Source organism: Anabaena sp. UHCC 0187 (assembly GCF_009712035.1).
GTDB lineage: Bacteria > Cyanobacteriota > Cyanobacteriia > Cyanobacteriales > Nostocaceae > Dolichospermum.
The window spans coordinates 1-22,497 of the sequence record NZ_VILB01000036.1; the positions used below are offsets into that span (position 1 = coordinate 1).

Below are 22,497 nucleotides of genomic sequence, written 5' to 3' on the forward strand. Positions count from 1 at the left end.
TAATTCTCACTGGCTTATCTTCTCTTGATCTGGAAGAGTCGAGTTTTCCCAGTTGCCTCTAAAATCCCTCGCAAGCTGCTTCACTCTACGGGCTGATGAAATACTTATTTAACGATGTGCAGTGGCAGAAATACACAAAATAAAGCCGCTAATGGGATAACTACCCTGTCAGCGACTTTTGTATTTTGGCTTTTGTTGAGAACGTAAACTAAAAACTTGAAACTTATTGTAGTATAACGTACTATTAATAACGCGATTTGTTACGACGGGTTACTGTGGAAATCGTGGACTTTTTGAAGAATGCCCCGATTTCGCCATTCAAACTAACAAGGATGAAACGTCTCATAGCATTGCATCACGTATTTTAGGAACGCTTTACGCTTATGCCTGTATGGGAAACCATAGATAAATAGCTTTGGCTTGGTTTAAAACGCCCCTTAATTATTAGGAGGCGTTTTGCTTCTTTGCTTAGTGAGAGACAAATAAGCTTTAGATATATCGTAGCAGAAATATATTTTATTGGCAATACATACGCTATTCCACAAAGGTTTTTAGGTTTAATAGCTATTATGAAAAACTTCATTTTAAAAGATTTTAATTATCTTTATTTTTCACTTGCCAATCAATATTTTATTGATTACACTTGCAGCAGTGAGAGACAAATTAAGGCAAAAAAATGACCAGCCAAGTAATTGATAAAATCAAAGCAATTTCCATCCATGCCCCTCATGCCTATGCTATCTGCTTAGGCAAAAAACCTTATGAATATAGAAACTCATCTACTAAAAGAAGAGGTTGGGTATTGATTCATAGTAGTGGCAGTAAGGCAAGTGACTCATGCTTTGATGATTATGGCATTGACAAGAAAATAGCCTTTAGACAAGCAATAATTGGGGCTGCTTTTTTATCTGATTGCACATCAGATTATCAAGGTGGCTATGCTTATAAAATGGATAGGATAAGGCTTTTTAAGCAGCCCATAGAAGGTGTTAAAGGCTCTCAATCTGTTTTCTGGGGTCACTGTGATGACCTTGATAAAATCAAAGCTTTTGAAGCTGCAATTGAACAAATGGGAATTGATTTAAAAGTCAGAGGATAGGTTAATTTGGGGGATATCACATCCCCCAAAATCTTCATACTGAAATCATCTCTTTTGCTGCTTTTTCAGTCTGTCTAACTCTATCTTGTTCCTCTTCTGTCAATCGGCTGAAAATCAATTTCTTCACTAATTTGGGTTTATCTTCTCCCACGGTCATAATTAACTCATATTCATCGGTCGGATTGTCTGCCACATCAAAAGCCAACCGTATAACTTCTGCACACTCACTAACCATAGTTTGGTCAATTTTATTGTTAATTAACCTTTCTAAAGTTAACGTTTTTTCTTGTTTATTAATATGACTTACGGCATTAATCAACAGTTCATGATGCTGCATATTTATTTTGTAAATCCGCGCCTTGTTTTTACCTTTCTCTGGTTTCTCTCTCAAAATGCAAAGCTTATCTAGTAAATGCCCAACGATAGCGCAATCTGATTTTTTCTTGCTAATATCAATCCCAATGACCCGTTTAAATTTGGATGCTGACTTTCTGGCTTTATCAGCAATTTTTATTACTAATTCTGAATCTTTGGAATAATTAAAATCTTCTTTGATTTCCGCCAAGAATTTATCAAATCCTAAATCATGGAAGTATTGCCAACTAACAGCATGGAATTTTTGATCAAACGGATCAGGATTTGATTCTTTATCCCTCAAATCATAAGCCAAGGCTGTATCTTTGTCTCCTAATACTATTTTTAATGCCTTAGCACCACTAACAACGCCCTTGGTTCTTTCTAATTCAACCAATGAGTTATTAACTTCTGTTTCATGCACTCCCAACTCATGAACCAATCTAGTCTTTTTAAACTGCGCTTGCTCTTCCTTATTTAAACTACCGGGGTTCATTCTTGCATTTTTGTATTGTTCATCATTCATTACTTCTGACTTGGCTACAGCCTCATCTTGTATCAACTTAATTTCTTCTTTATTTGCTTTGTGAACCGCATCAAGAGAATTATTTTCAACTTCTGAATCATCAAGAATAACTGTACAACCATCCTTAATTAATTCATCATATAAAGACTTACTGGGATTAGCGCGGCTTGCGTTTAATCTGGCAATTATTGATAATTTATGTTTAATCCAAGGTATATCTTCTTTGGGAATTTCACCCGATGGGTTAACAAAAATACCCTCTTTAACAAAATAATCAAATTTGTCAATAGCATTAATTAATCCCTTGGTTTCTTTCAAGTTTTCCTGAATGTCTGTTAACAAATTTTCTGGGTTAATTTCTAATTTTCTGGTAATGGCATTACACCAAATTGTAGTGTTTACATCGGGTCTATATCTACTCATTAACTGGATAATTTCAGAAGCTTGGAGAACGTCACCACTGACAAAGTAATAGGCTTTATCAAAATGCTGAGTATCCAAACTAATACCAGTTCCTAGAGTAGATGTATAGCCAAAAATGGGGTAATTAAAGTATTGTTTATCAATGTCTGCGATGATATCTTTTATTTCTTTCTCATTTGAGTTTTCACCATGAACAAATAACATTGCTTTATCAATAGTTCCCATTTTTTGAAGTTCTAATTCAATGGCTGTCAAGTCGCTGCGGTTTTCACAACCGATAAGAACTTTTAACCCTTTCTGGGTGTCAGAATATAAAGATTGTAGGACTTTTGTTTTATCTTTATTAACCACCATTTTTACAGGCATTCTGGATAATCCTTTCTTGCCAGTATGATGAATTAAATAGAATTTTTCACCTCTAATTTGTTCAACATATTCTATAGTTTCATCGCACAAATCGCGGTCACTACAAATTACATAAGCAGCATTTTTAACCATCCATTCTAACTTGACCCGTGCTTTTAGCCTTAATGAATTACCTCGTAGGTTTTTGTTAGTTTGGATTGATTTTAATACCTGTTCAATTTCATCCAAAACTAAAATAAATCTATTATTTCCTAGCCAAGCTGGTATCTCTAATTTTGCAGCCATAGATATATCTGTAATGGCTAAATTGGAGTGAGCAGCGACACTTAATCCTAAATCATCTATTAATTCCCGATGGTGCATTAAATCAAATTTTGGCGCGGTATTAGAAAGTAAATTATTCAAGTGTGCTACCTGAATTACGTTCTCGTTCCATTCTTTCAAAATATTAGAAATAAACACAGATTTACCCGCGCCGCAATTACCCTTAATTCCTAACAAGGGTGAGGGAATATCAGATAATTTTAATGATGGAAGATAGCCAGATTCAACGGGTAAATCTGCTTTTCTGGTTAGGTTATATGTGGCAGTTTTAGCGCGTTTTTGTTCCCAATCATCAGTTTTAGATTCTTTTTTTTGCGCTGGTTTTGATGATTTGATTAAGTTACTGAACTCATCAACACTAATAAACTCAATTTGGCTAAAATCCGTTAGTTCATCAACATCACCATCATCCTTGCTAACTTGACCCCACCAAGCAAGCTGGACTTCGTAACCAAAGCTGATGATCAACTTTGTTACCTGTTCCCACCGGGTCATCACAGATTTATTCAAAATATCGCCAGCATCGGGAAAGATAGTTACTTTTTTAGTCCCGACATCTTCACTGGCACGGCTTAAATATTCCTCTAGCAATTTGGGACTACCAGCAAACTGGCCACCCGCCGCGCCGATGACAATATTATTTAACCGTTTTGATGCTAGATAAGGTTTAGCACCTGTCCCCTCGACAATTGCGATTCCTATAGGGTTTTCTGGTTTGAATACTCCTAACGGATTTTCTAAACTATCCCCAACATTCAAAGCTAATGTTTGACGCTCGGAACTTACCCATCTATAGCGTCCAGAATCATCTGGATAGTGAAGTCGCAATTGCAGCGCAACTACTTGACCATCGTAATTTCTGAGAGGACATAGATAACCATCGCCACTTGCAATTAATGAATTTTTGGCACTGATACCCGGTAATTGTGGATCAACTGCAAAGGGTAATTTATGCCACGCCTCAACAGAAACAAAACCACAGTCGTTAATCTCATTCTCAGTAAAACCGCGCTTTTTGAGGTCGGAAACTGTGGTTATGTCCAGTTTCAAGGAATCAAGAATTTTAGAATATTCTTTGTGACGCTGATCCGCCGTCAAGGATTTCTCGCGCTTGGCTTTTTTTTCTAGCTCTGCGTCTGCTTTTCTTTTCTGGTTGAGTGTTATCCATTCTTCCCGCTGTTGTTCGGTCCACTCTTGGGAGTTGTCCAATACGAAAGTCGCGCTGTTATGTTGATAGCCATTATCTGATGACTTGATGCACTTATACCCATTTTCGATTTGACCTTTGCGAACATCAGCAAAAGTCATGCACAATATATATTCTTTGCCAGAATCTTCTTTACCCCGGCACTTCCCACTAGCTGAATCACACACGGGGCATGGTTTCAGAGAATAATAACCCTTACTCATCGCCACACCCCCACAGTCGCAATTTCACCCAATACGAATAAAGTTAAATCACCTGTAAACCCTGATTCTTCAAGCACTTCCAGAGTTTCGGTGAGTCTATGTTGGCTAATTAAGAGCTTAATTTTCTTGAGAATGCCCTCTTGACAATCTACACAGAGATTGTGTAGTATAGGAGTAGTCTTAAAATTACTTCGGAATGAAGATCCACATTTTTTAAGGAAAATGTGCTTACATTTTGGGGTATATTGATTTAGCATAATGGTAGAGTTCCCCCTAAATTTTGGGGGTGCGATCCAGCCTTTTACTTGAATGTTTTTGCGGACTAGACAAGTAAATGGCTGGCTGAACTTTTTAACAAACAAGGCTCTCAGGATGCTTCGGCGGCTTGGGAGTTTTGTTTTGCAAGGCAAGGTAATCGCGGATAAATTTTCTTACCAATTTGTAGGGGCTAGTCCCGTTCTGTTTGGCTAACCGCTTGAATTCGACAAACTCATAATCAAAGATCCGCGAGTTAATGATCCTTTCCATTATCAACTATCATATAAATTTGTTTTCATTCTATCAGTTTAAGAAAAGATTGATCCGAAAATAAATAAATTTTTTCCTGGATGCCAATAGACCCTAAAAGGGAGCGAAACTTTCGCTGTAACTCTTTAGCCACATGGCTTCTAATAATCTTCTTGTAACCCTTTCGTAGAGCCACTTCTGGCTTTCTAATATAGTTGGGTTACAAAATAAGTTAACTTTCAACTTACCACAGGAATATGAGATATTCTTGTTCATAAGATATTCTTGTTTACATTGTTTCAACTAAAAACGATAATTTATTCTCCTAAATCGCGCTCTCCATAGGGGTTTTGGGTTTCTTTTCAAAAGTTTGGATATTCGGGTCTAATAATATAAAACCGTTATCGGTGGCTTCTCCCAACTTCCCAGCAATGGCCGCAACCCATTGAGGATAGTTGGTTTGGGCATCGGTCAGTTTCTTCCAGATTTTGGGTTTGACAGTAACGCTAATGATCCGGCCGTCACAGTCAATCTCGAACTGTTGCCAGCCGTTATCGGTGGTTTTGGCTTCTGGCAGTTCGTTGATTTTTATAGTTACCTCTAGTTTTCCTTGAATCATAAGACCTCACGGTAAGTGATAGGGAGTGATAGGGAGTGATAGGGAGTGATCGCAAAATCTACCATTGAGGAGTAGAAAGTGCGATCGCGCTATTTATCCATTAGTTGTATCAAAATAGCCTCTAGTCGTTCTAAAGCAGCGTTAGTTGAGCGTTGGTTTTCCTCAAATCGTTGCTGATGTAGCTCAAAATTGTGGTTACTCTCTTCCTGGTTACGGTCAAGCCGTATCACAATATTTTCGAGCATTGACGTTCTAGTATCGTTATTTAGTATTATTTCATCCAACATAGTGCTACGTCCTAAAACGGTAGTAGCTGTACTGATAAAATTATCAACCTTATAACCAATTTCAGTTACTACTTCTGATAATTCATTGACCTTACCTGTAAGTCCTTCCAGACTTGTAGTAGTGTTTTCTTGCTGTTCTGCCACTCGGTCAAGCCGTTGAGTAGTTTTTTCTAAAATCGCTTCTATCCGATCTAGTCGGGATGGTTCAGTTGTCATGGTTCTGTGGGTGTGGTGTGGGCGATCGCTAAACTTGGCTTATTTTTCCTGCTTTTTTTAACTCATTTTCTACTAATTCAGTAATGCGCTTACTCATATCAGTGCCTTGTTCAGTACAGATTGCTTTGAACAAACGCCGATAATCTTCTGGCAAACTAATTCTTATTTGAACCATCTTCTCTTTATCTTTCTCCATAAAATTACCTCTATAGCCAATATAGCCATTAAATAGAAAAAAGTCATTAATGGCTATATAGCATTTTATTACCATTTAGCCAATAACGTATAAGAATTGTCTATCTATCCACTGTAGCCTAAATTAGCTATAGTGGCTATATTGGTTATAAAGCCATTGAGGTGAACTATGACAACCCTAGAAATTAAGGAATTAACCCTGATTGAGTCACAACTGACTAAATTAACCGCATATTGCCAAAATGCCAACGTCAAGCGCACTCTATCCACCGCTAAGAAATCAATAGCAGTGGCATTATCCCAAGTATTAGAAGAGTAGAAATTTTAAAGGGGCATAACAAACAAGCGTCTTTTCTTGTTATATGCCCCTAACGGTTTGCTTTTTTTGACACGAAAAACTCACCTATAGGCAATCCTACCACGAATAACCTATCTCTCTATTATGAACCATGACGACTTAACCGCAAAGATTCAAGACTATAAAACCGATGAGAACGAACTAGAGGAACTGATAGAGCAATATGACCTTGATGCAACTCTAGAAGCTCAATTTAATAGTCTGGACAAAAGATTTAAACAGCTAGAAATCAAATATCAGTCATTACTAAATGCTAGGAGATTCTTAATCAATGGCTAAACTAACAAGCGCATCTAAAACATCAGCCCAAAAAGTAGCAGACAAGATTGCAAAATCTGGTAAAAGTTCTAATCCAGAAACTAATTTACCAACTATATCTACTCCTGTAAATATTACCCAATTACCTCTTAGTGAAGTTTCTTTAGATGTTCCTGGACTGAACACATTAACACCCTCTAACGTACCTGAATTACTGCCACAATTCGATATAACAGCTTATCAGATAGAAGACCCTCTAAATCCACCTGAATCATTACCACAGGCTACACAATCCCAATTTGATAGAGGTATGGGAATCTATGAAGGTACTCAAAGGGCATTAAAACTAACAGGCGCGGCTTTTGATACGACACGGGAAAGATTTAACGTAGTAGGTAAACGGGCTAAAGCTATCGGCGCGGGTATAGTATCAGCAACAGAGATTGAGAAAGTCAAAGGTAATTATATTGATTACCAAAGTCAACAGCAAGCCACAGAACAAAAATTAGTAACTTTGGATGTCTCTAGAAACAAAACAGTAGTAGATCGGACTGTGGCAGTTTACTCAAAAACAGAACTAGAAGAGAAGCTAAAGCAAGCGGAAATTAAATCAGAAGATGCAAAACTGAAAACCGCAGAAAGTCAGGGTAAATTGACAGAATTTCAGCAAAAGCTAGGGTCTTATTTACCATCGAAGTAGTAGTAATTGGGTGATTAACTTCACCCAAATTTTAAATATTTACAACCCAAGGAATAATCATGAAATCAATTAACTTGGCTTTAGGTAGTGTGACTGTAGGGATTTTGGCGGGTGTAGTTATTTGCAGTGGACAGATTAAAGATGATTTTACCAAGTTTGTGGGTATCGCAGCTTTAGCAGCATTACCAGCAAGTTTCATTACTTATTTGATTGTTGATACCAAAGCCCAAAAGAAGATTGAAGAATCAGACAAATATTACCAAGCATCTGCTGACAATTTAATGAAAACTTTAAACCAACTGGACACTGTTAAAAAACAGAACACAGGATTAGTTAACGAATTGGCAGAATTAGAAACCACAAAACAAGCGTTAAATGACGCTGTAAAAGCCTTTGGACAACTCAAAAACCAACTCACGACTATTCAACAAAGATTGCAAGAATTAGAGTCAAAGGGAAAATTTGACGATACTCAAATAACTAAACTAGAAGATGAAATAAAGCAATGGGAAACACACTTTCAGCAATTACTAGATCAGGAAACTAGTAAAAGGTTAGTTATCGCACGTAAAACCGAAATAGATAAAATCTTTCAAGAGCATGATCAAATCACCGGTGAAGCCATGAACCTATATAGAGAATTAGCTTCATGGGGTGAGAAAATAGCAGATGGTCACAGCCAAAAGCGAGAAATCATCACCTCTTTAGCAGCTAATTACAATACTCATCTTGATGAAGTCGGTACAGCAATTGAAACAGAACGCAACAATTATTTAGAACAGATTGAACTGCTAAACATGAGAGTTGGCAGACTCCAAAAAGAATTATCAGGAGAATTAGTAGAACCTGGTTATGGTGATTTTGGTTTTGATGTTAATGGCAGAATAGCCAACGAATTAGCGCGGTTATTGTTTCAAGATTTACAATTGCCTCTAGCAGTAAAAGGGATTTGTCAACACTCAACAGGTGTAGTAGATGTTGGTTTTGGTTATAGCAGGTCACACACTCCTGAGAACGTTGTAAAAGCAATTAGTCAATATTCTGAAATGTTGGGTAAAAAGTTGGGGATACACAAAATTACCAGCGTTAGGAAATTAGATGTAGCTGATGTTGTAGTTGTTTCCTTTAGACAGTCTCCAGTAGTCAATGATAAAGACGCGGATCTAATGGTAGGTAGTCCACAAGAATTTATTGATTATGTTGTTTCTAATCCAATCCGTTACAGGTTGATAGCTGACCCCGGCGCGGGTAAAACTCCTACAACAGCCGTGATGATATCAGAAATACTCAAGTCAGGTTGTAGAAGGGGGAATACTGCTAAAGGTGCTAAAGTTCCAAATACTTTGGTTACTTTCAGTTACCCCGGCGTGGCATCTTCTCTAAAAGATTCAGATTATCCTTTAGACCTGTTCCTAAAATACGGTGATACAACCGCTGCTATCAAAAGTTTTAAAGACGCTGTGACCGATTGGGAGTACAGGAAACAATACCCCGCTTATGCTTCAGAGTTCTTTCAGATATGGGGATGGGATGAACTGGATAACACCCTTAACAGTGCCAGTGATGTTGGGGAATGTGTAGACAACCTTAAACAAATCCTAAAACAAGCGGGTCATAATAACGTTGGTTGGGTTGTAAGCGGTCAAAGCGTGATGACTCGACAAATACCAGGATTTACCAACGATGACCGTTCCCTGTTCACAGAAATAGTGATTGGTATTCCCAAAATCAGGTTATATCTGAATACCTATGGTAAAGGTAAGAATAGTGAATCTAACCTTGCTAAATTGACTAAAAATCTTGATGCACTAGAGGAATATATAGAGCATAAAAATCAATTAGTAACTGATGACGCTAGACTTTTACGAGTGGCTTTGATTGTAGATTCTCGTAGTCCAAAACTGTACTTTCTCCCTAACCTAGACAGTGTAAAGTTTGACATCCAAGCCATAGAAGAGACACGGGGTAAATCTGAGAATTTTAAGTCTGGACTGTCAGGACTAACTAAAGACCGTCAAAAAACTGTAACGGCTGAAAGTATTGATATAGAAGGATTAGACCAGTCCAGTCTAGCCAGTCCAAAACTACCTATAGAGGGTGCAGTCCAGTCTGGACTATTACCCCATTGTCCGCACTGTAATAGCTCTAATGTTTCCACTAAAGGCATTAATCAATATCAGTGTAAAGACTGCGGTAAACGTACAGCTAACAGTAAAATTGTCTGGAAATAACTTAACAGTTTAGAATAATAAATAGCAGGTTTTATTATTACTAAATATCTGCTATTTATTATTAATTTAATTATTAAGTTTATCTATTATTAAATATGCGTAAATTCCTTATTAAATCAGTCAAAGTTAGCTCTATTAAAGTGTATTATCTCGTAACAAAAATAAATGACCCTAGTACCTAAATGACCCCCAAACATAACCCAAAACTATAACTTTTATGGGATATAAACAACCCTTTTATACTCCCTAAATGACCCCCAAAAAGGTGCTACTCTAAATTAGACACGAAAACACTCACCCCAAAAGTAAGGAACATGAACAAAGTACACGGTAACGTTAAATATTTTTACGCTGGTTTTGACAACGGTTATGGTTCAGTCAAGCTTCTGATTGACGGACATGATTTAATTCGTATTCCCAGTTACATCACCAGTGACGATATGGAAGATGTAGCAGGTCGAGTAGTTATTGATGGAAAATCTTACACGGTTGGTGAAAGTGCTTATCGCGCTGGTTCAAACTTCACAGCCAACTCAGATCACAATGACAATAAAATCAATAATGCCAAAATCACTTTGTTAGGGGCATTAGCTCACCTGCCACATAGGAAGAATTGGGAAATTAAATTGGTTAGTTCCCTACATGATGCAAGCATGGGAGACAAACTAAAAGCAGTGCTAGAGGGTGAGCATTCCCCCATACTCGCTGGTAAAGAATCATTGGTAAAAGTAGAAGTTCTCAAGGTCATTCCTGAAGGTATGGGAATGTTAGTCGGTCGCAAGTTGCCTGAAAAATTAACAGTTCTAGACTTTGGGAACGGGACTACTTTATATAGTCGTTACTTCAAGGGTAAAAGAGAGAATCACACCCCATACCCGAACGGTGTTCAGTCATTGATTGAGATGCTAACTGTAGCTATGAAACAAATTAACGGAGGGAAATTGGGAGTAGCTTCTAAAATCCGTCATGCTTTAGAGTTGGGAAATACTAAATACTCTAGTCAGATTGATTTTAAATCAGTGTACTTGGAAACTGTAAAAGCTTGGTTTAGTCAAGGGTTAAGACTTCCAGTAGAAGCCGCTACAGAAGCAAAGCATGAGGGTGATGAGGTATGGGTAATTGGTGGTGGTTGTCTATTACCAGGATTTGCCAAGATGCTAGAGAAAAAAGGTTTCTTGGTACTAGAAAATCCTGTTGATGCCAACGTTACAGGATTACTCACATTAGCTAAAAAAATGGCATAGGGTAAAGAAATGACTAATAGCAAGGTGAGAATTAAAGACTCTGTATATGCTCGGATTAATGCTGAATCTAAACGATTAGATAGGTCTTTTTTAGAGACGTTGTATTTTATCGTAGATCAATATTTTGCCTATCTAGCAGCTAATGTAAACGCCCCCGGTACTGTGGGAACTGCTAAACCTAGCGCAAAGATGGAACAGCCAAAAGATGATTATGAGTTAGACATTTAGTAAAGGAACTGCTGCTTAATTAACAGGTAGCAGTTTTCGGTTATTCGCTGTTTAGGAGTAGCAAAAATGAAACCAACTGAATTTAAAAATGAAATAATTGCAGAATTAGATATTGATTATCAAGACTTAGAAAATAAAGCCACGTTATCAACTAGCTTGGTTATGGTTATTCATGTAAAAATTGAGGATAAATGGCAATTTCTGGAAAAGATAATTTTAAAAGACAAGCCAGATTTAAGCTATTTGAATGATGTCTTTGAAAGGTACAAAAGTAAGCACCTTAATAAACCACAAATTGATTACTCTGATGTGAAAGATCCCGACGATATCCCGTTTTAGTCCCTGTAATTGTAAGCTGTAGATCACAGAGGTCTACAGTGGCTTATGAAAATCAACAGGCACGGACGCGCCAAAGTGCTGACACAGCAGGAAATACAGGTATTAGGGGCTGTTTCTGCCTTATCAATGCTGTCACCTGTGGGTAATGTCACTAAAGTGGAGATAGATGTCAACACGCAGAATCATTTGTGCGAAAATATGTTTTGAATCATGTACTATTTTGCTAAAAAGTCTGACTACGATGGAACAAGAAGATTCAAATCGAGGATTCATAGAAATTGCTCAAGATGCTGTCATTGAATTGATGACAGGCTCATCAATTCCTACTCCAATTAAAAGAAACGCTTTCAAAGCATTTGATCAGCTTTGTACTGCTTTGATTGATATTCCAGTTGCTTATCTTGAAGGGGTCGCTGCGGAAAATCGTGCTGTAACCCAAGCACGGCTGAAGATTATCAATACAGATGGTGAACAGATCGCCAAACAAATGGATGTTGATCCAGAATTTGCCCGTGTTGCGGTAAAAAGATATGGTCAGAAGATTCTACGTGAGCAGGTGAACCTTAACAAAATTTCTGAAATAGCAGCTAGTCAGATTCAACAAGAGGCAATTCTTAAGCTAAAGCCTGATGCTGCAACAGAAGTTCCTGCGATAAATGAGGACTGGTTGAACAACTTTGAAAAACAAGCTAGTCAGAAAAGTACCGAAGAAATGCAGCTTCTGTTCGGTCGTATCTTGGCTGGAGAAATTCAAAAACCTTCTTCGTTTTCAATTAAAACTGTCAATCTATTGGGAGAGCTTGATAGTGCTGTTGCGGCTCTCTTTTTAAGGATTTGTTCCCTATGTGTATGTTTGAAGGTTGATGATATTTATTTAGATGCCCGTGTCTCATCCGTTGGTGGCAATGCAGCATCAAACGTGCTTCGGAATTATGGTCTTAACTTTGACCAACTAAATATTTTGCAGGAACATAATCTAATAATTCCTGATTATAATTCATATTTTGATTACAAAATAAGCATTGCAGGTGAGAATATAGGCGATAGTTATCAGGTAGTATTGCCTTTTCTGTATCAGAATAAGTATTACTGTTTGCGTCCAGTAGCTGAACTACCAAAACATCAAGTATTGAATCTACATGGAGTCGCACTTTCAAAATCTGGAAAAGAACTTTTGAGGATAGTCGATATTCAGCCTTCTGAAAATTACACCACAGCACTTACTGATTATTTCACAAGACAAGGCTTACAAATGCTTGAAATTAAAGTAAATGACGGCAATTCATAGCTGTATAGCTGTAGGGAACATTAGCTTCTGATCCAGTTGCTTACTTGAGAGAGTTAGAAGAAACTCATACTCCTCTTTCCCGCTGACGAGGGCGATCGCACGGCTCATTGGTGACTCAATACCTTTCCGTCGGTGTATTTCGGCAGATGTCGTTAAATCTCCATTTAACGACCTCTCTACTCCTGAAACTGCACGGGTAGAAAATAAACATGATTAGACTTGATTAAATATAAATACATATTTTTAAGCATATTTTTATTTACGGTTTAAAAATGTTTGACGACATCACAGAAAAAGCACCTAATGTAGGGGTTCCATCCGATGATTAGCTTTAAATTAGCGATCGCAAACTCATTAATACAAATTTTTGTGAGGTTGTATAAAATTTATGATTAACTTAAACTAAAAAGTTCTTATTAAATTTTTCCAACACTGGATTAATTGCTAATAAATATCAAAATTGTTGGTGTTGGGTTGACGCAAGGAAACCCAACCTACATAAAATCTATGGTTTCCAAGTGTTCAGAGATTCACGAATTGATTTTAATTCCTGTATATATTCATTCAGGTTCTCTTTTTGGAAATTCAGGGTATTAACAATTTCATCTGATTCTGCTTCTTTTGTCTCCCGTTCTTTTAGCAAGCGGTCAAATTCATCTTGAAATTTTGTGATATAGTCATTGATTTGTTGTTCTGCTTTTCTGAAATCATCTGCAATCTGGTTTTCAATGGCTCGTTCTAAAAGTTGTCTACTTGCTGATGCTTTATTATCTATATTTAGTTTGATTGCTTCAGATGTGCTACGCAAATTAATTTCATGAAAGAAATTTGGCTTAGTTGTTCTTTTGACGTAATCGTCCTTGTCTTCACAGAATCCCGGTTTTTCTCCTGTTCTGGTGTCTTGACCTCTCTTTTTTTCATATATGGCTTGCTGATATTTAACTTGTGCATCAATACCAGAAAATTCAAAACTTGGAAATTGAATAGGGTTCAGATTAATTTCTACTTGCAAAGCTTCTCCAAGATAGTTTGACAGATCATTTGATATATTTTGGATGCTATTTTGGATTTTTTGCACCAACTCTTCTCTGATTTTTGTACCATCTCGGACAAGTCTATCTTGCGTGTCTACCCACCAAGTTCTAATAAGAGGAGTGCAGAATTCATTGATAGTTTTTATAATCTCTTCAGCTTCTTTATCGGTATTAACTCTGATTATATATGAATCATCAAGTTGAGATTGAGAATCCTTAAAATTGCTTGAACCTCTATTTAGAACTTGATTAACAGCGTCTATTAGAGGGCGTTGAACTCTGAAAGAAAATGAAAAACCTCCTAAAACAGGTACAGTATTAGGTAGAGTCAGAGCCAGATTCATGTCATTACTAGGAATCTCTATTCTTGTTGGTATCTCAGTCTTTTGATTAACTTCGGAATTGGTAGATTTATTAATTCTAGGATTGGCAATTCGATCAATTTCATCTTGAATTTTGGATTTAGCCCCTTCAGTAAATTCAGTGATTCCTTGGTTAAATCGGTTAATTAACTCTTTTTCTTTATTATTAACAGATTCCTTAACAATTTCAACTTTTTTCTTTGCAGATTCAGAGCGTATACGATACTCTTCCACTATTTGTTTGAGTTCTTCAAGCTTAGTATTCCATCCACCAATCTGTGCATTTAATAAACTTTCAATTGTTTTTTCAGCTTTATCAATTTTCGCCAAAGCATCGCTCAAAAGATTCCAACCTGCATTTTTAGTGATGGTTTCAATTACTGTTGATTGAATCTCAGGAATGCCACTATCTATTAATGCCTGTGGTGCAATTTTATGAGGTGCTGGTATAACTTGATCTCCCTCTTCATTTTCAGTTGCATATCTAGCACTAAAGAATTTTTTAAAATCCTTTTTTTGACTTTCAGTTGCTTTTCCTTGTTGAATTAATTTTGCTAAAAGTCCTTGTCTGGAACTGGCACGATAAATCATGGGATTAGGAAAACCAAAATTAGATAATTCTCGTTTTAAATCTTGAATTACTTCGTCAATATCTTTATCTTTTTCAGTTTTCTGATCTACTTTGTTGAGGATAAAGTAAATCTTCCCTTTATCAGATTCTAAGATTTCCTGACGATTTTCTACTATATCCTTAAACAAATCAGCAATAGCATTATCTTTGTAAGAAGCGTAATTTAAAACAAACAAAATTGCGTTGCAGGTTCTTAAAGCTTCTAGGGCAGTTCGCTTGAGTTCTACTGTATTAAATTGAGCAGATTCCCATTCATTAGGTCCAGGTGTGTCAACTAGAGTAAAACCCGCAAGGGAAGAAAGTCCGCTAATTGCTTCAATGGGATGTTCTATTTCAAAACGTATAGTATTATCAGGATTTCCCGTTTCTCTAATTTCACGGGTTCTATCTAAAAACTTCTGCTGAATTTCACCTTCCTTACCTTCAGCAATAACAATAGGTTTTCTTTCTCCTTCTCGATATTCTAACAGTCTGGGAGTTTGATCAGCAGGAATATGGAGTACATCTGTACGGCAAATGGTACAAGCTGCGGTTTCACTAGCTAAAACATCTACACCAATGATGGAATTAAGAAAGGTACTCTTACCCGCTTTCATGGCTGCAATAACCGCAACCTGATATTTCTGTTTTTCCAATGCGGTTAAAGCTGTTATGATGTCATTCTCAACACTCTGCAAACCTTTAGTATCATCACCTTCACTGAGACGACCTTGGCGAATTTCCTGAAGATACTGTAATAGGTGTGTACCCAGGTTGTAAATATTGCTGTGTGCGGCTTGGAATTGTTCTGAAGACATAGTTGGTTGATGCTGGTAAGAAAAATTGCTATTTTAGATCCATTTATTTCTATTTATATACTCAAAAAGAAATATCTCAGTGACAATGGACACACTATTTTACGATTAACTTAAATAGGAATTGATTAGTTCTGTGTCTTGACTGTCCATCTTGGTTTGTCCAGTTTCATACTTGACAATTTTACTTTGTCTAGTGACTTGATTGACAAATTACTCAGTAATATTGTTTTAATGGATCTAAGAGAGTAAACAAAAATAGAGAACTAAGAATGCCCTTTGATGAATTAGTACGTAAAATAGCCTCTTTAGGACTACCAGCAGTAATGTTTGCTGTTGCTTGTTCTATTGCAGCAGGGATGGGGTTAGCTGGAGGTGCTGTAATTACAACAGCATTAGCTCTACTTGGAGGACCTTTTGGTATGGTTGTTGGGATAGGGGTACTTGGTATAAGTACTCTTATTGGTGATGCAGTAGCTAAGTTTGGTATAAAAAAACTTTTAATTGGGGTTTACAAGGTACATCTTGAAAATGGTAGATCGTGTAGCGAGTTAAGCAGGGAAATCAGAAGTTTATGGATATCAGAGGATTTAAAGCTTGAAATAATTAGGGAAATTGGTTGCTAAGTAATATACATTTTGTGATGTCACTTACCCACTCTTGGAGTAATCGCAATCAATTCTTTTACCTTGCTTGTACTCAGTATCCACTCAAAATATATTTTAGCACTAAAAAAGGGAGTGTTTAAACTCCCTAAAATTATTGCTGTGTAAAGCTTTTATTCAATTCCGTTAGGAACTAAAGCCGCGACATCAATAACATCTTCTATTTTGCGCTTATCTGCTTTGCGGTTCAGATATGGCGTAAGTTCATGAGTTGTATTATGACTATCAATATCATCTTTGTAGTCTGCTAATATCTCCTTCACAGTCTGCGGTTTAGATCCTGTTAGCGATTGGATAGCAGTTTGATTAATATGCCACCTATCCCCCGTCTCTGATACTATTTCCGAGTTATGTATTTTAATTGCCTGTATGGCACGTTTAACCATTTCTCTAGCACGTCCAGGGTGTGTTTTGTACTTTGCACTAAGTAATTCTTGTGTCTCAACTCCTGATAAATCAGAATCAAACTGTTTAGCTTTACCCGTTAAAGTAGTCGCATAAATAGTACAAGCTTTTTGAATAAAATCAGCTAAAGACATACCAGAATAATCTAGTGCATCTTGTACCTTATCCGTTAAAGTATTTACGTAGATTGTACAAACTTTTTGGATAAATTCTGCTAGAGACAAACCAGAATGAGATAAAATATCTTGTACCTTTTGTTGAGTATCAGTATCCAGTTGTAAAGTTTCAATTTTCATAGATTCTAAAGTTAATTCTGTAGTAATTTCTGGTTTAGTTTCAATGGGAACATTTACAGTTAATTCTGTTACGGTATTTTCTTCTGTAATAGTTTCTGGTTTAACTTCCGTAGCGGTTTCTAGTGATGGTGAAAAGCCAGTAAAATATTGATTTCTAGCATTATCTCCAATTACTTCCCATCGTTCCTCACTAGCGGTGGCATACCATAAAGCTAGGTGTTCAAATCGTTCTATTTGACCCTTACCAGCCTTAGTAAAGTAGTAACCTGGTGTAGCTTCATTTTTATCAGGAAAAGCTGTTTGGATAGCCTTCCTAAAAGCAGTTCTACATCTTGCAAAGTTTCCCTCTGATACCGCTTTTTTCATCTCACCCCAGTATTTTAGGGTAACTTTTTTGATGGTTAATTCATCAGTTAGGTTTTGTAGTTCCGTCGTCAATTTTGAAGCGATTTGAGAAGTTATAGTAGATGCACTCATGATACTCTTCCTTTGCTTGGATTATCCCTATACTAACTCCCTTGTTATGCAATGTCAAGAGGTTTTGTACAGGGATTTATTTTTAGATTTTTGTAAGACTTCCTTCCTTGATTTCATAACGTTTATAGGCGTTAATAGTGCTTTCATCGTCATCACCTAGCACTTCCTTAGCAAAGTCTGTAAAGTCGTAATTATCAACATTACCATCATTAATAATAGCTGCTCTAAAATATGCTGCTCTAAACTTGTGATAAGTTCTATCATCTTCTGGGAAAATATCCCAATCTTTACAAGCTTGATTTAGGGTTTTTGAGAACCTTCTATTTACCCGTTCAGGGTCTTCATCTTTATCAAATCGCTTACCCTTATTGTTAAGCCAGTCAAGAGCAAAACAGACTAAATCAGCAGGTAATAGAGTAGGGATTTTAAAAGTTACATCGCGTAATTTAACAGCTTTATCTGCTACTCTAATCTTCCTATCTTTACCCTTTAATTGACCCTTGAATGCTACCTTATGACTATCAATTAACTCAAAGCTTGCTGATAGATGTACTTCTGCCATACGCCGTCCAGTTGCTAAAGCTACGGCACAAGAAACATCAAGCCAGTTAGTATTATCATCACCATTTTTAACATCTGTAAGGACGTTGTAGGCATATTTTAAAGAGTTAGTTAAATCAATCTCAATCCTATTTTCTACCTTGCGGCGTTCCGTAACAGTTTCACGATAGCGAGTATTTTGATTTTCCTTATAAATAGCAAATTGATTTGATAATTCGTTCCCAAAGTGAGTAATTATCGTATTAACAGGATGGAACAATGCAGCATCTTTTAATTCTGTTTTTGTGGCAAGTTTTAAATATTTTTTAAGTGAGGTAATCTGTCTTAAAGCTGTGCCATATTCCTTATCCTCTTCTAGCTTGTCATCTGGGTATAAAGATTTAAGCAATCTTACCTCTTGAATTGCCAACTTATGCCATCCGATTAAATCATTAATTCCCCTCTTACGTTGTGTGAGTTTATATAATCTAAGTTAGCTTTTTTGGGGCTATTTAGTATAATATACTCAATATCAATGCTTTTTATACAAATCCACAAACCAAATGAAGATAACAAAAATAGAGCTAACCAACATAAGAAGCTATGAAAATTCACAGATAGAACTTTCTCCAGGAATAAACATAATAATAGGAGAGAATAATAGTGGAAAAACAACAATATTAAGGACTTTGCTGTTTTTACAAAATAGCAATCTTCTTCAAGCAAACGATATAAGAAAAAATGAATATGCAGGAACAGTTAAGATTAAATTCAAGGATTGTGATTCCAAACATTTTCATCCGAACTTATGGAATACAATTGGCATTAATTATGATAGTGTAATAATTAATATATACAGCACAATAGCATTACATATTTGTGGAGAAACTTTTGGTCATTATGGTATGCAAAATAGTAACTCTATTATCTTTAACGAAGAACCCAATAATTTTATATATCCTTTTCTCTCAAAAAGAAAAGTAGAAACATTTAATGAAGATGTAAGACAGCAAGCTACAAATTCAGTTTTAGGAAATTTTTATAATTTAACTGCCAAGGTAGACAGAATTAGTACAGATAATTTCCCAGCAAAGAAAGAGTACGTTAAAGCTTGCGATGAAATTTTAGGCTTTCCAATAAACAGTTTAGCTTCTCCAAGCGGTAAAAAAGCCTCATATATTGTTAATAATTTCGGGCATATTCCTATAGAATCAATGGGTGAAGGTGTAGCAAATATTTTAGGATTAATTCTAGACCTCTGCATAGCTGACAACGAAAACAAATTATTTTTGATAGAAGAACCAGAAAACGATATTCATCCGAAAGCTTTAAAAAAATTATTGGATTTTATTATTGAGAAATCAAAAACCAATCAATTTATTATTACTACTCATTCAAATATTGTTTTAAAATATCTTGGTTCTGCTCCAGAAAGTAAAGTTTTTCAAGTTAAAATGGACTTTGTAAATAAAGTCCCAACTTCAACAATTACCGAAATTAATAATACCCATCAAAGCAGAAAAGAAATTCTAGAAGATTTGGGCTATGAACTTTTTGATTTTGATATTTGGGATACATGGTTAATTCTTGAAGAATCATCAGCAGAAACCGTAATTAGAGATTTTCTAATTCCTAATTTTGTACCAAAACTTCAAGGAAGGCTAAAAACCTGCTCTAGTAAAGGTGTAGATAAAGTACGAGCAAGAATTGAAGCTTTGACCAGCTTATGTCTTTTTCTTCATTTACAAGATTCCTTTAAAGATAGAATTTGGGTATTAATTGATGGAGGTGAAAATGAGGAAAAAATAATTAGAGATTTAAAAAACTCTTATAAATCATGGAATGAAGACCATTTTCTTCAATTAAAGGAACATGAATTTGAGAATTATTATCCTGAAGAATTTAAAGATGAAGTATTAAAAATAAAAGATAGTGAAGACAAGAGGGAAAGCAAAAGAGTGTTACTTAAAAAGGTAAAACAATGGTGGATAGAAAATCCAGAGGATGCCAAGGAAAGTTTTTGTAAATCTGCTTATGAAATAATTGAAATTCTTCAGAATATAGAAGATTCATTAAATAAGATTAACTATTAGCTTTGTTACATTTATAACGCTGCTTATCCCCTGATTTTCCGTTCTTCTTAATATCTAGACTACCACAGTAGACACAGAACTATGAATAGAAAAATTTTAATACTTGGTTCAACTCAACACTCACGTTTAGTTACAGCATATAATTGGCATGAATTACCCGACACTTTAAATATAGCTGACTATGACATACTTATTCTTAATGTTATACCGTTGATGGATAAAGCATACTTAGAGACAATAAATTTAGATTTTTTACCAAGTTCTAAACAATTTGGAAATCTCTTATTTGGTAGTAAAAGTGAAATTATAATAATAGGATTATCAGGTAAAAATATAAAAGGTGTTAATTTGATTAACAGTTGGATTCCAATTATCCATACATTAAACAATGAAATCAGTGAGACAGTTGAAGTTGTAAATCAAGTTTTTACTTATTACTTTGAAAAGATAGATAAGTCTTTTTATAATTTAAATAAAATTAGAATGCTGGATGATAATCACCTTGAATACTATTTTAGTTTAATAAACATAAATATTAATGCCAAGAATTTTAATTCAATGCGTATACATAAATTTTCTATCGCTGAGACAAAATATAAAAAACCAATAGGTTACGAGATTAACATTCGAGTTACCCATGAAGGTAAAACTATTACATCTGGTAATATTATTTATTTACCTCCAACTACAAAAATCTCGAATTATGATGCTATAAATTTAATCCTTACTAACAGATATAATTTACAACTTGAGCAAATATCACCACCTTGGTTAGAAAACTACAAACTTCCGAATCAAATATTTATTGAAGATAAAATATCAAATTATATTAGTGACATTCAATATTTAGAAAGCCAATTAACTATGGAACAAGAAAAACTAAAAGTTGAAAAACGCTATCACAAACTACTATATGAGCAAGGCGTAGATGGACTAGAACCTATTGTGCGTGAAGTGTTAAGAGAGTTAGGTGCTATAGTAGATGACCCTATTCCAAGAGAAAATAAAGAAGATGGATTACTTAAAGACCCTCAAAATCGAGAAGCAATACTAGAAATTAAAGGTAGAACTAAATCTTTAGCACTTGCAGATGTACGCCAATTAGACCAATGGGTAAGAGATTCGCTTTTTAGTGATAATCCAAAAGAGAGAAAAGGCATAATAATTGCTAATATGTATTGTAATGTTCCTCTTGAACAACGTGAAAAACCATTTCCAGATAATTGTATAAAAATGGCTAAAGATTATAAATATTGCTTATTGACTACAAGACAACTCCATCATGCTATTTTTTTAAAGCAACAAAATCAATTTAAAGAAACAGAGTTTTGGGATACGGTATTTAATACAGATGGTGTTTGTTTATTACCTGAAACTGAATATTTTTAATATACAAGTATTCTATAAGTACAGAATTAAAATCCAATACCCGTGAATGAAATCAATAGCCTAAGTAGGTGGACGTGAAATAACCAAAATGTATAACGATATGTAGATTATATTTTGATTTTCCTCCGCCTACTTACTTAATACAATACATCCGTATAAATATTTTTGCACTAAATCTTGAAGGTACTGTACAATTTCAAGATTTTTTAATACAATATTAAATAAATCACTGACTAGAGATGAAAAATGGCTAATATTCCTAATTTAAAACAAAGTAATTATCATTTAGAAGATATTGAATTAATGATTCAGGTACATACTTTTATCTTTAATAAAGTTAAATCCATTTATACTAGTGCAACTCAGACTGAATTAATTAGTATCACTAATAGTCTTACAAGTTCCTTTTTAATAAATCATGCTATCTCATCTATAAATTTAAATCAAGGAGATATGGAAAGCTATTTGTATGGAATTCAAAATGCTATTGATAGAATAAGCATTTGAATTACTTAATCCTCTTTAATACCTAAACAACTATTATATATTTAAAATAACAAACCCTTAGCTAGAAAAGTAACTAAAGGTTATTGAGAGTATTCAGTTCGGGGTTGACCCCTCTAGGTAATGTCGTCAGCAGATGATACGTTCTACTTATAAGTTGGTGAAGAGGATACGTTCTACTTATAATTCGGAGAAGATGATACTTTATACTGTGTAACTCCGTCTATTCGTGGTACTGTCTAATAGCTTTACAGGGGATTGTACAAGAGTTTCAGGCTTTTGTCTTGCCATTCTGCCAGATGGAATAACGGTATTCTACAAGCCCCAAATATTAA

21 protein-coding genes are annotated in these 22,497 nt (G+C 35.4%); 14 read left to right on the plus strand and 7 right to left on the minus strand.

Annotated features, from left to right (window positions below; all coding sequences use genetic code 11):
- Positions 1–676: 676 nt before the first annotated feature.
- Complete coding sequence (locus tag FJR11_RS22505) at positions 677–1,099, plus strand: hypothetical protein (protein ID WP_168507785.1); 423 nt, start codon at positions 677–679, stop codon at positions 1,097–1,099.
- A gap of 34 nt (positions 1,100–1,133) precedes the next feature.
- Here the strand turns inward: FJR11_RS22505 and FJR11_RS22510 are convergent, their stop codons facing one another.
- The 4 genes from FJR11_RS22510 to FJR11_RS22525 form a co-directional block, all read right to left on the minus strand.
- Positions 1,134–4,502, minus strand: a complete 3,369-nt coding sequence (locus tag FJR11_RS22510; protein WP_168507788.1) for a plasmid replication protein, CyRepA1 family — start codon at positions 4,500–4,502, stop codon at positions 1,134–1,136.
- A gap of 832 nt (positions 4,503–5,334) precedes the next feature.
- Positions 5,335–5,628 (minus strand): fertility inhibition FinO-like protein, encoded by a 294-nt coding sequence (locus FJR11_RS22515; protein ID WP_168507789.1) that lies wholly within the window; start codon positions 5,626–5,628, stop codon positions 5,335–5,337.
- An 89-nt stretch (positions 5,629–5,717) separates the two neighbouring features.
- On the minus strand, positions 5,718–6,131 hold the full coding sequence (locus tag FJR11_RS22520) for a hypothetical protein (protein ID WP_168507791.1): 414 nt from the start codon (positions 6,129–6,131) through the stop codon (positions 5,718–5,720).
- A gap of 28 nt (positions 6,132–6,159) precedes the next feature.
- Entirely contained in the window at positions 6,160–6,327 is a 168-nt protein-coding gene (locus FJR11_RS22525) for a plasmid partition protein ParG (RefSeq protein ID WP_168507793.1), read from the minus strand.
- Positions 6,328–6,495: 168 nt separating this feature from the next.
- Between FJR11_RS22525 and FJR11_RS22530 the strand changes: the two genes are divergently transcribed.
- From FJR11_RS22530 to FJR11_RS22570, 9 genes are all read left to right on the plus strand, one after another.
- The gene (locus FJR11_RS22530) at positions 6,496–6,645 is read left to right on the plus strand and encodes a hypothetical protein (protein WP_168507795.1); all 150 of its coding nucleotides are present in this window, start codon (positions 6,496–6,498) and stop codon (positions 6,643–6,645) included.
- 123 nt (positions 6,646–6,768) lie between these two features.
- Positions 6,769–6,963: a hypothetical protein gene (locus FJR11_RS22535; RefSeq protein WP_168507797.1), complete on the plus strand. Its 195-nt coding sequence runs from the start codon at positions 6,769–6,771 to the stop codon at positions 6,961–6,963.
- Positions 6,956–7,642, plus strand: coding sequence for a hypothetical protein (locus FJR11_RS22540; RefSeq protein WP_168507799.1), 687 nt, complete (start codon positions 6,956–6,958; stop codon positions 7,640–7,642). The genes FJR11_RS22535 and FJR11_RS22540 overlap by 8 nt, the downstream gene beginning before the upstream one ends.
- A gap of 59 nt (positions 7,643–7,701) precedes the next feature.
- On the plus strand, positions 7,702–9,873 hold the full coding sequence (locus tag FJR11_RS22545) for a hypothetical protein (RefSeq protein ID WP_168507801.1): 2,172 nt from the start codon (positions 7,702–7,704) through the stop codon (positions 9,871–9,873).
- A 314-nt stretch (positions 9,874–10,187) separates the two neighbouring features.
- Complete coding sequence (locus FJR11_RS22550; protein WP_168507803.1) at positions 10,188–11,117, plus strand: ParM/StbA family protein; 930 nt, start codon at positions 10,188–10,190, stop codon at positions 11,115–11,117.
- Between the two features lie 9 nt (positions 11,118–11,126).
- Positions 11,127–11,345, plus strand: coding sequence for a hypothetical protein (locus FJR11_RS22555; RefSeq protein WP_168507805.1), 219 nt, complete (start codon positions 11,127–11,129; stop codon positions 11,343–11,345).
- Between the two features lie 66 nt (positions 11,346–11,411).
- Positions 11,412–11,684 carry a hypothetical protein gene (locus tag FJR11_RS22560; RefSeq protein WP_168507807.1) on the plus strand — a complete coding sequence of 91 codons (273 nt, stop codon included), beginning with the start codon at positions 11,412–11,414 and terminating at the stop codon, positions 11,682–11,684.
- 45 nt (positions 11,685–11,729) lie between these two features.
- Positions 11,730–11,891: a hypothetical protein gene (locus FJR11_RS22565; RefSeq protein ID WP_168507809.1), complete on the plus strand. Its 162-nt coding sequence runs from the start codon at positions 11,730–11,732 to the stop codon at positions 11,889–11,891.
- 34 nt (positions 11,892–11,925) lie between these two features.
- A complete protein-coding gene (locus tag FJR11_RS22570; RefSeq protein WP_168507811.1) occupies positions 11,926–12,972 on the plus strand; it encodes a DUF2806 domain-containing protein in 1,047 nt (348 codons plus the stop codon).
- A 505-nt stretch (positions 12,973–13,477) separates the two neighbouring features.
- Here FJR11_RS22570 and FJR11_RS22575 read toward each other — a convergent pair.
- A complete protein-coding gene (locus FJR11_RS22575) occupies positions 13,478–15,796 on the minus strand; it encodes a dynamin family protein (protein WP_168507813.1) in 2,319 nt (772 codons plus the stop codon).
- Positions 15,797–16,065: 269 nt separating this feature from the next.
- On the opposite strand from FJR11_RS22575, the gene FJR11_RS22580 reads away from it, so the two are divergent.
- A complete protein-coding gene (locus tag FJR11_RS22580; protein ID WP_168507815.1) occupies positions 16,066–16,419 on the plus strand; it encodes a hypothetical protein in 354 nt (117 codons plus the stop codon).
- Between the two features lie 152 nt (positions 16,420–16,571).
- Here FJR11_RS22580 and FJR11_RS22585 read toward each other — a convergent pair whose 3' ends face one another.
- Together FJR11_RS22585 and FJR11_RS22590 are read right to left on the minus strand one after the other, a co-directional pair.
- Positions 16,572–17,636, minus strand: coding sequence for a hypothetical protein (locus tag FJR11_RS22585; protein WP_168507817.1), 1,065 nt, complete (start codon positions 17,634–17,636; stop codon positions 16,572–16,574).
- An 82-nt stretch (positions 17,637–17,718) separates the two neighbouring features.
- Complete coding sequence (locus FJR11_RS22590) at positions 17,719–18,606, minus strand: protelomerase family protein (RefSeq protein ID WP_174763176.1); 888 nt, start codon at positions 18,604–18,606, stop codon at positions 17,719–17,721.
- A 133-nt stretch (positions 18,607–18,739) separates the two neighbouring features.
- Between FJR11_RS22590 and FJR11_RS22595 the strand changes: the two genes are divergently transcribed.
- From FJR11_RS22595 to FJR11_RS22605, 3 genes are all read left to right on the plus strand, one after another.
- Entirely contained in the window at positions 18,740–20,269 is a 1,530-nt protein-coding gene (locus FJR11_RS22595; protein WP_168507819.1) for an ATP-dependent endonuclease, read from the plus strand.
- An 81-nt stretch (positions 20,270–20,350) separates the two neighbouring features.
- Positions 20,351–21,658, plus strand: a complete 1,308-nt coding sequence (locus FJR11_RS22600) for a hypothetical protein (protein ID WP_168507821.1) — start codon at positions 20,351–20,353, stop codon at positions 21,656–21,658.
- 246 nt (positions 21,659–21,904) lie between these two features.
- Positions 21,905–22,165, plus strand: coding sequence for a hypothetical protein (locus tag FJR11_RS22605; RefSeq protein ID WP_168507822.1), 261 nt, complete (start codon positions 21,905–21,907; stop codon positions 22,163–22,165).
- Positions 22,166–22,497 lie beyond the last annotated feature (332 nt).